The organism is Bacillus sp. JJ722, assembly GCF_036963345.1.
Classification (GTDB): domain Bacteria; phylum Bacillota; class Bacilli; order Bacillales; family DSM-1321; genus Bacillus_AD.
Window position 1 is genome coordinate 1 of the sequence record NZ_JBALMO010000157.1, and the last position, 12157, is coordinate 12157.

Here is a 12157-nt window from a genome sequence, read left to right on the forward strand (position 1 = left end):
TATGAATCCACAAACAGGAGAAGTTCTATCAATGGCCGGTAAGAAATTCGATAAAGTGAATGAAAAAACAACCGTTGTTGATGACGCACTTGGAACGATTAATTCATCTTTTGAAATGGGTTCTGCAGTAAAAGGCGCAACTGTTTTAACAGGATTAGAGACGGGTGTTATTAAACCAAACCAACAGTTTTTAGATGAACCAATCTATATTAAAGGAACAAAGGAAAAAAAATCCGTTTATAATATGGGGTGGGTTAATGATCAAACGGCGCTTCAACGGTCATCTAATGTTTATATGTTTAAAATAGCTATGGCTATGCTTGGAGAAACCTATTATAAAAACATTAAATTACCAATAAAGCCTGAAGCCTTTCAAACTTTTCGCTATTACTTTAATCAATTTGGGTTAGGGGTTAGAACAGGAATAGATTTGCCAAATGAATCAACGGGGCTTCCTGGGAAGAAATATGATCCAGGTTATCTCTTAGATTTTACAATTGGGCAGTTTGACACTTATACACCCATTCAGCTTGCGCAATACATTTCGACTATAGCTAATGGAGGTTATAGAGTGCAGCCTCATTTAGTGAAAGAAATTATGATCTCATCTACTAATCCAGACGAAATGGATGTATATAAATCTGTAGGGACTAAAGTGCTGAATAAAGTAGATATGAAGAAAAGTCATATTGATCGTGTACAGGAAGGATTTCGAATGGTTTACCAAGAACCAGGAGGGTCAGCATATTCACACTTTAATAAGCCTCCTTACAATAAGTATAAACTGGCTGGTAAAACAGGAACAGCACAATCATTTTATTACGATCCAGTAAAAAAATATTTATATAAAGAAAAACCAACATATAATTTAACTCTAGTAGGATATGCCCCTCATGATAATCCCGAAATGGCATTTGCAGTAGTGGTACCAAATACTAAGACAGATTCACATCCTATAAATCATAGAATTGGTAAAGGAATTGTTAAATCCTACTTTGATTTAAAAAACGGAAAATCCGGAGAAAAAATGGAGGCTAAGTAATTCCTTTTATTATCGGGATAATTTGTAGCTATTTTATCGGTAATTACTATCAAAAAAGAAAACATAGTTATTAAGCTAGTGCTTTACTTGTTACACAACTTTCAACTATCTAAATTACTATAATATGATATATTAAAAAAACTCTAGTAGTATTCACCATAATAATACTACTTTCAACTTTATTAATATACTGGAGTGTTTAAATTGACCTGGACTGAACTAGATCATCGTAATTTTTGGACAAGACAATCAAAGATATTAAAAGAATGTAACCTTCTCTCTCCTTATAACTTCCAAAAAGGGCCACGGGAATTCGTGCTATCTCATACGTGTTTTTTGTTGAATGAAGTACAAAAGGAAAATCCTAATGATGAATTAATTGAAAGTGCTGCAAGGAGTATGTCTAGTATTACGAACGAAGAACCTGTCTCATTCTTCTATAAACATATTGTTGCATACAAAAACGACGGAATTGTAGATTCACCAGAAATAAGGAAAAGTATACAGAAATTCCTTTCCAAAAAGAATTACAAAAAACATATTTTTAATCATGCAGAACGATTAATTATTAGACAAGTAGCCGTTGGGATTGTATTAGAATATAAACTTAAACAACATGATTTTCATAGTGCAGACTATGGCATGATGAAGATTCAATTGGAATTTTTAATAAACCTGTTAGAGACTGGCTGTCCTGCCTCCCCTTTACCTCAAACGGTGAATATCATAAGTGATAGCGGGAATAAAATGGTTTCTTGGAGTATCCTTTCACATGAAAAACATATAAAGTTCGCTCTTCATCTTACTGTGAACATAGATGTTAAGTCGTTAGATCATCTCGAAAATGAGTATGAATTACTTAAACAGAAATATTCCCATATTCATAGTGACTCTCTTAATACTTTAGCAACCGCACTTGCTCAAGAAAAAATGATGTCAAAGTCAAATCAACTAATATCTTTCACCGGGATGGCATTAAGTTTTTTAACTGTATTGGAGAAGGAACTTAAGAGCATTATCCTGTTTAAAGAGACAAAGGCCAATCCAAAAAACTTAATGTGGAAAAATATAATTAAATATTTTACTAGAGAAGATGTAATGAAAAATAGCAATGAAAAAAAAGAAGAATGGTTAAATACACTCTCGGGCTTTAATGAAATACGCAATAGAGCTGCCCATGGTGAATTTATTGCATATGAAGAGTATAATCAGGTCAAAAAATTCACACTCCAATCAGGTCTATTGGATTGGATTTCTGAATACAAGTATAATAACAAATTGATATAATATAATCGACAAAAAGCAGTAGAGCCAACACGCCTTGCTTTCTTCTTATTCCTTTTCTTTAACTTTTAAATTTGGATTTTGATAATAATTAATTCACCTTAAAGGATATTAGTTTGTGAAAAATCATACTTAAACAAACAGGTGCTTTACTTCAACAATAGGAGCTATGATTGGCTCCTTTTTGTTATGGAGCTAACGGTAGGTTAGCCCAAGAAGGATTTAGAGTGAATTTTATAGAATATTTCCATTATGCTGTTAAATAGAATTCAAATCTATCTTGTAACGTTATTAAAAAACATTTTTAGGGGGATTCTTATGTTTCAAACCTTAGAGCATTTTTTAAAATCTTGGGAGTTCGAAGCTGCTGCTACACAGAAACTACTGAGTCATTTAACTGATGAATCACTTAAACAGGAAACGACTTCACAAAATTGGAATTTAGGACGTATTGCTTGGCATACCGTTGCTGCTATTCGAATTATTATTTCAAATACAAATTTATCATTTGAAGCCCCTGCCGAAGATTATCCCGTTCCTACTTCGGCTCAGTTTATAAAAGACAGTTATCATCAAGCTAGCAATGCATTTATACTTGCATTAAAAGAACAATGGGCTGAAGATACACTACAAGATTGTATCGAATTTATGGGTCAACAAATACCAATTGGTTCACTATTAATGTTTTTGCTTCAACATCAAAGCCACCACCGAGGACAAATGACGATTCTTATGAGACAGGCAGGATTAACAGTTCCGGGAATTTATGGTCCTTCAAAAGAGGAATGGGCAAAGTTTGGTATGGAAGCCCCGCAAATGTAGTTCAAGAGAACCCAACTTAATGTCAAATTTCTAATATTTCATTTCCATCCGATATTGTAGAATCAATTTTGTTTAATCTTTTTTCGAAATTGATTCTTTTTGTTTGCTGCCCTTTATTGAGCAAACGGGTGAGATTCTTCAATAGGGAGAATCGACTTTTTCATATTTCACAAATGGAGCAAAATATTTGAATAAACCTTTTTAGTTCTTAGGCGACCAAAGAATGGTACTAAATGAAATAGAATAAACTTTTGAAATAAGCCAATGTGGTTTTATACCGTATTGGCTTATTTTCGTTTATGAAATAAGTATGAGGTTTTTCAAGTAATATAAGCCAGATATAATTTAATCAACTCTTACAAATGGCGAGAGGAAATAGACCAGCATTATTGAAATTGAAGATCAAACGCATGATTATTATACATTTAACAAAGAAGACTGGAAAAGTAAAAATAGTCACTTCACTAAGGCTATAGAAATATTGAACAAAAGGAGAAATGAATAATGAATTTACATATTACTCAAGAAATAAATAATAAGGATAAAAAATATATTAATGATGAAATTTATAAGTTTAATCTAAAGCATTTCCCAGTAGATTTAGGTGGTAGATATGAAGAAATCAATTTATTCCTTAAGGACGAAAACGGCATTGTTCGTGGCGGAATACTTTCTGAAGTATGTTGGAATTGGTTAGAACTCTATACTTTTATAATAGATGAGGATCTACGAAAATCGGGATATGGAACGACATTATTATTAGAGCTAGAGAAGATAGCTTTAGAGAAAAAATGTGATTTCATAAAGGTAGATACTTTGAGTTTTCAGGCATTAGAGTTTTATAAAAAAAATGGTTATCGAGTATTCGGGAGTATAGATAATGTAGGAAGAGACTATAAGCATTACTATTTAAAAAAGGACTTAAAGAATTATTAATGATAGTTTAAAATTCCTTTGAGTTTACTTGTTTAATTTTATTTAGAAAAGACTAGTATAATAAGTAATAATTAGTATGTATCTTTAAAAAGGGGATATTTTAGAATGGCAACTTCGAAAAAAAACTTAAGGATATGCAGCAAAGGACACAAATATTATAAGAGTAGTGACTGTCAAAGCTGTCCGAAGTGTGAGCAAGAAAGTAAGCCTGATAGTGGATTTCTTTCGCATCTTTCGGCACCAGCAAGAAGAGCTTTGGAACATAATGGAATAACTACTTTGCAACAACTATCAAAGTTTAGTGAAAAAGAGATTTTGAAATTTCACGGTATTGGACCAGCATCTCTACCTAAACTTATAGCTTCATTAAAAGAAAGTGGATTATCCTTTAAAAATTAAACAAATGTTTTTTACCAACAGATACAAGAGTTAATAATCAATGAGTGATCAGGAGTTGTGAGTGTTTCTTGTTACGCAAACGAGTTCATTAACAGAAGAAGCAGACTTTCATTAAAAAAATCTCAAATTTTAAAAAAGCGAATGAAATACGTAGCTACTTCATTCGCTTTTTGGACACTATTTATATTGTTTTTTTATGAAACTAATTACTCCACTTCATGAAAATGTATTCCGTAATTAAATATGCTTTAAATAAACAATAAAACAATTAAGCAAAAACCTCTTTTGTTGAGAGGATTGCGCATATTATTCTATAAATTAGTTGTTACGTTCTTTTTCTGTTTGGCATCTGGTTTAAAAGTAGATAGGAATAATAAAAGAAGGCTTCCTATTCCAATCCAGATTAAAAGAGATGTAGGATCATTCCAACTTAGTTCTTTACCAAAGAAAAATAACTCTCGAAGTCCATCAATCATAAAACGCATTGGTAACCACGTGATAACCCAATCTTGATAAAAAGAAGGCATAAATTCTGGTGCCATTGCTAATAATGGTGCACCAAAGAATAATAAAAGAACGAAAATAGGTAATCCAGCCACTCCTAGCCACATAAGAACAGCTACAATCATTAATATAAAACTAAAACTAGTAATCGTTAGAAAAAGTGCTGTATCCATAAAAGATGGAATAGCAAATCCAAGCATTCCGTCCGCTAACCCAGTTAGCCCAAAACCTATAACGAGGGCACAAATAGCTCCTATTAGAACATGTATGGATATAATAGTCATCTTTTTCGTTTTAGTTGTTTGTCCTAAGCTTCTTAGTGATACCCAAATAAGTGCCGCACCAACTATGCTCGCCATCCAGAGAGGTTGAAATAAAGCAATAGGAGTGTTTCCTTGTGTACCAGTTTGATTTACATAATTTACATTTTTTGTTATTGGAGAAGCCAAGATAGATGCTTGTTCTGCAGTTATTGATCTATTTTGCTTTTTAAATTCTTCTAATAGATGAGTAATTGCATTTTTGTTAATGTTGTCAACAATTTCGTTTAATATGTGTGTGACTGTATTTGAAGCAATCGCATTCATGCCTTGATTCACATAAATGTTTATTTCAGACGGTGAAGGTGTTGGTGTTTGTAGTGAAGCTTGCTTCAGGCTAAAGTCTTTTGGAATAACAAGGGCACCATAATATTCTTGATTATCCATCCCTTGTTTTGCTTTTTGATAATTAGAGACAGAAATCCATTTAATAGCGGGCTCATTTTCAGCATTTGTTTCTTTTGCTTTTTTACTAATCATATCCACTATTTTGTTTCCTAAATTTACAGTACCTATATTAGGAATGTCCATTCCAGTGTCTTCATTGACAATTGCTATAGGTAAGTTTTTGGGTGCTTGTTTAGCTGATGGTATTTGTGCAAGCGAAAAAATAAAGATGATGATTAAAGTGATAATTGGAATTGAAATCAACATTTTATTTTTTAGTAAACTCATTTTTATTCCCTCCTTATTTTTTGAAAACCTTAGTAATCTAAAATAATCAACATTGTGTTGATTAACCTTCATAGTGTATATTATATTTAATAATCAAAGATACACCACCATCAATAAAGGGATAGATGATTAATAAACAACAGAAGACTTTGCAATGTAGTTTAATAAACAATTTTTTTCGGAGGGACTTTTATGTGTGAGGGAAAAATTGATAGAAGAATAAATAAAACGAGAAAAGTAATTAGAGAGGCTCTTACCGAGTTAATGGATGAAAAAGGTTTTGATGCTGTTACTGTGCGAGATTTAACGGAAAGAGCTGACATTAATCGTAGTACATTCTATTTGCACTATCGTGATAAATACGATTTGTTGGAGAAAAGCGAGGAAGAAATCCTACAGAAAATAGAAGAAATAGTTATGTACGTCAAGAGTCTAACCCCTAAAGAGTTGCAGATATTTTATTCTGGAAGTGAACCGTTTCCATTTATAGTTAAATTAATTGAATGTTTCCAAGAAAACTCTCAATTTATGAAGGTTATTTTAGGTTCAAAGGGAGATCTTTCGTTTCAAGTTAAAATAAAGGAAATTATGGAGAGAAATATGCTCGATAATGCTATTAGTAAGTTTAAAGAAGAAAATTTACTTATACCTGTTGACGTTTTTATTGCGTATACAACTTCAGCACATTTGGGGGTAATACAGCACTGGTTAAATACTGGTATGAAACAGTCTCCACACGATATAGCATTAATTTTATTTAATATGACAGTCAAAGGACCAATAAATGCAATGGGGTTAAAAAACTAATCTGATATAGCTTATTAATTCCATTTAATATCAGGAAGTGGTATTTATGAATGATTCTTATGAATAAGATCATAGCTTAATATGGGTTTATGAAGTATATACTAACTTAATGAGAGAAAAGTAATATAATTTTATTTATGGAAAGAGAGGTGTTTTCAATGAAAACTTGGACGAAAGATATTATAATAAACGCTCCAATTGAACATGTTTGGAAATTTCTTAACGGTTCTTTAGAAGATATGCAAAAAATAATGCCTCAAGTAGTTGAAAACAAACCTGTGAAAATAACGGAAGAAGTAGTTGGAAGCGTATATCGTCAAAAATATAAAGAAGGAAAACGCATTGAAGAGTATGACGTTAAAACCTTGGAATATGCGAATACAGCTGATAATAAAAAGCTGAAAGTAGGTTTTACACTTGCTAATATGTTTGAAATTACAGCTTTTTATGAATTACAAAAAATAAATGAAAGTGAAACTTCATTTACTTATACAGTAACAAACCGTCCATTAAAGTGGTTTGTGAAATTATTTTTATTATTTGCTACTGAAAAGGTAGTAGTAGAATTTTTAGAGCGTGTCAAAAACGTGGCTGAAGCGGAAATTAGTCGTTAATTATTCATGGTGGAAGGGATTGTTCTTGAATTACAGATACTGATCATTCTTGATGAAGAGGAGAGTATCGTAAATTACGAGGAAATCTATATAAATGAAAGCAAACGATTATTTCCGATGTAAATTCAGAAATATTATGGAATGAAACCGTAGAATAAGGAGCTGTGATTACAGCTCCTTATTCTTTTTCTAATAGTGGGGAAAAGTTTACAATAAGCAATAATACAATTTCAATAGATGTTAAAATAAGGAAGTGTGTTTGTTTGAGTTTTAGAAAGTGGATATGAAAAATAATATAAGCGAACAAAAAGGGGAATGAAAAATGGCGAGGTGTGAAGTTAGCAAGGGGAGTATTAATTATGAGATTATAGGAAATGGTTTTCCAATAGTAATAATGCATTTATTAGGAACGGATTATAGATCAATGAAATCATGGTTAGAGCCTATTTTTAATGACGTTCAAGGATTTCAGAGAATATACATTGATCTACCAGCTCACGGGCATAGTGAGATTAATGATAATGTCAATTCTACGGAAGACATGCTTTTGAACATCTTGGATTTTATAGACAGTATTATTCCTAATCAAATATTTTCTTTAATTGGATTTTCATTTGGAGGTTATTTAGCACAAGGTGTTTTGCATAGTAGACGAGAACAAGTAAAAAGTATTTGTTTGTTGGCACCAGCACTTCATGTAAAAGAAAGAAAACTTCCTGATAAAGTGATTTTTTCAAAAGATGATTGTGTAATTAATAGACTAGATTCTGATACAAGAATCGCATTTGAAACACTGATGAACCATCAAACTAGCGATTGTCTAACACTTTTTTTAGAAGAAATACAACCTGGACGTTTATTAGCGAACAAAAAATTTCTAATGTCTGATTGGAAAGAGAAAAGATACCTACTCTCAATTGAACCGTTTTCGGATGTACGTTTCCTTCCACAATCTGCATTATTTATATTGGGGAAACAAGATGCAATCTGTGGGTATAAGGATCATTTAAATTTACTTGAAAAATTCCCTAATTCTTCGTATGTTGTGTTGAATCAAGCTGGTCATATGCTTCATATAGAAAAACGTGAAGTAGTACAGGGGCTAATAAGCGATTGGTTAATTAATGAGCTTAATAGTAAAAGATGATATTTGATCAAGTTGTGGATGGGTAGATTAATGGAAGTAGAAAACATAAACTATAGCGCAGATAAATAAACCCTAAAAATCAAAAAAGGAGAGATTCAAACTATGTACGAATTAAAAACGAAAGAAAATGACAGTAGTGTCATTGAGTTTATTGAGAATGTTGAAAGCCTTAAAAAACGTGAAGATGCATATAAATTATTAGATATTTTTACGGAAGCGACGGGTTATAATGCGAAGATGTGGGGACCTAGTATTATTGGTTTTGGTTCATATCATTATAAATATGAATCAGGTCACGAAGGAGATGCACCGTTAGTAGGTTTTTCACCTCGAAAAGCTAAAATCAGTTTATATTTCGCAACGGGCGATCCGAAACGAGAGGAATTATTAAAGGACTTTGGCAAACATACTTCGGGAAAAGCGTGTGTGTATATAAATAAAGTGGCAGATATTGATGTTGAAGTTTTAAAAGCGATTATTAAACAATCTGTAACGTTTTGGAAAGAGACCTATCCAAATCAATAATTCTCCTTAGAATGGATATGAAATGTTGTTAATTGATCCTTTTGGAAATCGTTTAACTTTCTTTGAGAATGATGAGAAAAATGAATAGAATGGACAAGGCATTAGTTTCATAACTGAAAAAAGCCAACGGCATTTGATTTACACCTCACTTGTTAGTTATGCCTAATAGGTGAGGACAATTCAGCTCGTTGGCTTTTTTTTATATTAATATAAATATGCTCAGTTCATCTAAATTACATAATTAACCGATAATCATGCCTGCAATAGCAGCGCTTAAACAAGATGCCAATGCACCTGCAAAAATTGCTTTTATACCTAAACGTGCAATATCTGATCTGCGACTAGGTGCTAGCTTACCAAGTCCTCCAAGTAGGATTCCCAAGGAAGAAATGTTGGCGAAACCACATAGTGCAAAGCTTATAACCACAACTGACTTTTCAGATAAAGTACTGATGTGTGGAGCGAAATTACTGTATGCCACAAATTCATTAATGACTAGCTTTTGACCGATAAAGTTACCTGCCATCAAGGCTTCGTCCCAAGGTACACCAATTACAAATGCTAATGGTGCAAAAATGTAACTCAAAATTAATTCGATAGATAGTTGATCAAATCCAAACCACCCACCAATAAATCCTAAAATACCATTAAGCAATGCGATTAAGGCGATGAAAGCAAGTAGCATAGCTCCAACGTTAAGAGCGAGTTGTAATCCTGTTGATGCTCCATTTGCAGCAGCATCAATTACATTTGTTGAATCTTCGTCTTTTGCTATTTTGAATCCTTCAACATCTTCTTGACTTATTTCCGTTTCAGGAATCATAATTTTCGAAAGTAATAATCCAGCTGGTGCAGACATAATACTCGCCGCGAGTAAATATTCCAAAGGAACGCCCAGCAAAGAATATCCCACTAATACACTACCAGATACAGATGCTAAACCGCATACCATAACGGAGAACAATTCAGATTTAGTCATTTTTTCAATGAAGGGTTTAACAACTAAAGGAGCTTCAGTATAGCCCACAAATATGTTTGCAGCCGCTGAAAAAGATTCAGCTTTTTTAGTACCTAGCAGTTTGGTCAGTGCTCCACCAACATATTTGATAAAAAGTTGCATAATCCCTAAATAATACAAAACAGAGATTAAAGCAGAGAAGAAAATGATAATGCCTAAAACATTAAATATGAAAACATGTGTAATGCCTGATTCTGGAGTGTAAAGTCCTCCAACCAAGAAGTTAATACCTTCATTGGCGTAGCCGATAATTGAGTTCACTCCATCAGTTACTTTTTGTAGAACAGCTCGACCTAATGGCCATTTCAAAACAATAAAAGCAAAGGAAATTTGAATTGCTAATGCCACAACAACAGTGCGGACATTAATTTTTCGTTTGTCGGTAGATAAAAGAAATGCAATACCTAAAATACATACAATACCCAACAAACCCCAAAGATAATTCATTATGTCACCTCATGAAATTTACTATCTAAAAACTTATAGATGAATATTTAATATATCAATATAATTTATGGGATTCAAGAGGAGATTGTAGGTAGAATCGTATGTTTCTTTTAACACGTTCTAACTGGCGTTAAGACTCCCAGTTCAAACCGAAAGTTAAAGCGAAGACTTTTAGGTGTGAGATGAAGCACCAGTAAAAACCTGATTGGTTCAACTAATAATCGGTGGGAGATAGACGAAAACCCTCACCGATTAAAGTTTCACTTTAGTATGAACAAGTTAAGTTAGATGTTAGTATTAGGGGTGACAATGATTTTGGGGGATAATGAATCGTGAAATATGAAATTATACTGTTTGATGTTGATGATACACTGTTGGATTTTGGAATGTCAGAAAAAAATGCGCTACATAATGTATTTGTAGAGTTCGGTTTGCCTACGGGATTGGCAGATTATGAAACGAGCTATAAAGAAATTAGTAAGGTATTATGGGCAAACTTGGAGCAAGGGCTCATTACATTACCAGAATTGGGAGTAGAGAGATTTAGAAGATTGTTTCTTACACATGATATTCAAATCAATCCAGATCTTTTCAATAGTAGCTATCTTGGTTATTTAGGCAAGGAATCTCATCTTGTACATGGAGCTGTAGAATTATGTAACAGCCTTGCTGATTGTCGGCTTGCGTTAATAACAAACGGATTCTTGGATGTCCAGAAGTCAAAAATCGCAAACTCTCCTTTGTGCAATTCTTTTGAGTATCTTATTACTTCTGAAGAAGCAGGGTTTCAGAAGCCAGAAAAGGGAATCTTTGATTATGCATTTTCTAAATTACAAATTAAAGATAAAACAAAAGTGTTGATTGTGGGCGATTCTTTAACCTCGGATATACAAGGAGGAACCAATTACGGAATTGATACTTGTTGGTTCAATCCACATGTAAAGGGAAATGATACTGAACTAAAGCCAACTCATGAAATTCGTGAACTGATTGATCTTATAAAGATAATGAAGGCATAATGAGTGAATCTTATTTAAATGTTGTAGCTGACTATTTAAGAAGATAGTACAGAATCTTCTTAAATAGTCAGTAGTTATAAACAAAGAGTGCTCTTTTGATTAACATGATTATATTCATTTGGATTATCCGATGTGAGAACAAAACACATTATATATTATGAGTGTTAATTAGAATCACATGCTGTTCCATCATTATCACGATCAAGATCATGAGGGTCTTGTGATGGGCCACCAGCAGCTTCATAAACAAATTGTGCAGCTGACTGTGAAGAAAAATCAGTGCAATCCAAATCAGGACCAAATGGATCAAATTCTAAGTTTGTCTGATTGAATGTTTCGTCGAATGTTTGTTCATTTTGGGAGACTTCAGGTCTTTCAATTTCTGTTTCTAGTTCTTTTTTAGTTTTTGCAACGGCATCACTAATAGCCAGTTCTAATCTAGTTTGATATTCGTTACTGACTTTTTCGGTAGCTTCATTAACAGCAATCTATATAAAACTGTTAGCAAAATAACCATTTTAAATGATGAATCTTAGTTGGTTAGGAAATCTTTTGAACTAAAGAAAGAGACAGCATAAATAGAGGGCACTGAAAAAGT

13 protein-coding genes are annotated in these 12157 nt (G+C 32.7%); 10 read left to right on the top strand and 3 right to left on the bottom strand.

Going from position 1 to position 12157, the window contains the following annotated elements; genetic code table 11:
* The 5 genes from V7014_RS18385 to V7014_RS18405 form a co-directional block, all read left to right on the top strand.
* Positions 1-1042: penicillin-binding transpeptidase domain-containing protein (locus tag V7014_RS18385; RefSeq protein ID WP_335509040.1), on the top strand; the 1042-nt coding region annotated here is incomplete at its 5' end.
* Between the two features lie 339 nt (positions 1043-1381).
* Positions 1382-2329, top strand: coding sequence for a hypothetical protein (locus V7014_RS18390; protein ID WP_335509042.1), 948 nt, complete (start codon positions 1382-1384; stop codon positions 2327-2329).
* A 315-nt stretch (positions 2330-2644) separates the two neighbouring features.
* Entirely contained in the window at positions 2645-3148 is a 504-nt protein-coding gene (locus V7014_RS18395; RefSeq protein WP_335509044.1) for a DinB family protein, read from the top strand.
* A gap of 504 nt (positions 3149-3652) precedes the next feature.
* Entirely contained in the window at positions 3653-4084 is a 432-nt protein-coding gene (locus V7014_RS18400; RefSeq protein ID WP_335509046.1) for a GNAT family N-acetyltransferase, read from the top strand.
* A gap of 105 nt (positions 4085-4189) precedes the next feature.
* Positions 4190-4483: an RNA polymerase alpha subunit C-terminal domain-containing protein gene (locus V7014_RS18405; protein WP_335509048.1), complete on the top strand. Its 294-nt coding sequence runs from the start codon at positions 4190-4192 to the stop codon at positions 4481-4483.
* A 311-nt stretch (positions 4484-4794) separates the two neighbouring features.
* On the opposite strand, the gene V7014_RS18410 is transcribed toward V7014_RS18405, so the two are convergent.
* Positions 4795-5982: a YhgE/Pip domain-containing protein gene (locus V7014_RS18410; RefSeq protein ID WP_335509050.1), complete on the bottom strand. Its 1188-nt coding sequence runs from the start codon at positions 5980-5982 to the stop codon at positions 4795-4797.
* 192 nt (positions 5983-6174) lie between these two features.
* Here V7014_RS18410 and V7014_RS18415 point away from each other — a divergent pair, with 192 nt between their 5' ends.
* The 4 genes from V7014_RS18415 to V7014_RS18430 all read left to right on the top strand — a co-directional run bounded on the left by V7014_RS18415 (position 6175) and on the right by V7014_RS18430 (position 9075).
* Entirely contained in the window at positions 6175-6789 is a 615-nt protein-coding gene (locus tag V7014_RS18415) for a TetR/AcrR family transcriptional regulator (protein WP_335509052.1), read from the top strand.
* A gap of 158 nt (positions 6790-6947) precedes the next feature.
* On the top strand, positions 6948-7403 hold the full coding sequence (locus V7014_RS18420) for an SRPBCC family protein (protein ID WP_335509054.1): 456 nt from the start codon (positions 6948-6950) through the stop codon (positions 7401-7403).
* A 322-nt stretch (positions 7404-7725) separates the two neighbouring features.
* Positions 7726-8550 (top strand): alpha/beta fold hydrolase, encoded by an 825-nt coding sequence (locus V7014_RS18425; RefSeq protein WP_335509056.1) that lies wholly within the window; start codon positions 7726-7728, stop codon positions 8548-8550.
* 102 nt (positions 8551-8652) lie between these two features.
* Positions 8653-9075 (top strand): DUF1801 domain-containing protein, encoded by a 423-nt coding sequence (locus V7014_RS18430; RefSeq protein WP_335509058.1) that lies wholly within the window; start codon positions 8653-8655, stop codon positions 9073-9075.
* 241 nt (positions 9076-9316) lie between these two features.
* Here the strand turns inward: V7014_RS18430 and V7014_RS18435 are convergent, their stop codons facing one another.
* Positions 9317-10540 carry a NupC/NupG family nucleoside CNT transporter gene (locus tag V7014_RS18435; RefSeq protein WP_335509060.1) on the bottom strand — a complete coding sequence of 408 codons (1224 nt, stop codon included), beginning with the start codon at positions 10538-10540 and terminating at the stop codon, positions 9317-9319.
* Positions 10541-10872: 332 nt separating this feature from the next.
* Between V7014_RS18435 and V7014_RS18440 the strand changes: the two genes are divergently transcribed.
* Positions 10873-11559: a YjjG family noncanonical pyrimidine nucleotidase gene (locus tag V7014_RS18440; protein WP_335509062.1), complete on the top strand. Its 687-nt coding sequence runs from the start codon at positions 10873-10875 to the stop codon at positions 11557-11559.
* Positions 11560-11723: 164 nt separating this feature from the next.
* Here the strand turns inward: V7014_RS18440 and V7014_RS18445 are convergent, their stop codons facing one another.
* Complete coding sequence (locus tag V7014_RS18445; protein WP_335509064.1) at positions 11724-11849, bottom strand: excalibur calcium-binding domain-containing protein; 126 nt, start codon at positions 11847-11849, stop codon at positions 11724-11726.
* Positions 11850-12157 lie beyond the last annotated feature (308 nt).

What these genes read in the sequence shown, in the direction of transcription:
- V7014_RS18435 (WP_335509060.1), bottom strand. Translation starts at nt 10,540, where the DNA reads ATGAATTATCTTTGGGGTTTGTTGGGTATTGTATGTATTTTAGGTATT.
- V7014_RS18400 (WP_335509046.1), top strand. Translation starts at nt 3,653, where the DNA reads ATGAATTTACATATTACTCAAGAAATAAATAATAAGGATAAAAAATAT.
- V7014_RS18420 (WP_335509054.1), top strand. Translation starts at nt 6,948, where the DNA reads ATGAAAACTTGGACGAAAGATATTATAATAAACGCTCCAATTGAACAT.
- V7014_RS18395 (WP_335509044.1), top strand. Translation starts at nt 2,645, where the DNA reads ATGTTTCAAACCTTAGAGCATTTTTTAAAATCTTGGGAGTTCGAAGCT.
- V7014_RS18415 (WP_335509052.1), top strand. Translation starts at nt 6,175, where the DNA reads ATGTGTGAGGGAAAAATTGATAGAAGAATAAATAAAACGAGAAAAGTA.
- V7014_RS18430 (WP_335509058.1), top strand. Translation starts at nt 8,653, where the DNA reads ATGTACGAATTAAAAACGAAAGAAAATGACAGTAGTGTCATTGAGTTT.
- V7014_RS18425 (WP_335509056.1), top strand. Translation starts at nt 7,726, where the DNA reads ATGGCGAGGTGTGAAGTTAGCAAGGGGAGTATTAATTATGAGATTATA.
- V7014_RS18405 (WP_335509048.1), top strand. Translation starts at nt 4,190, where the DNA reads ATGGCAACTTCGAAAAAAAACTTAAGGATATGCAGCAAAGGACACAAA.
- V7014_RS18410 (WP_335509050.1), bottom strand. Translation starts at nt 5,982, where the DNA reads ATGAGTTTACTAAAAAATAAAATGTTGATTTCAATTCCAATTATCACT.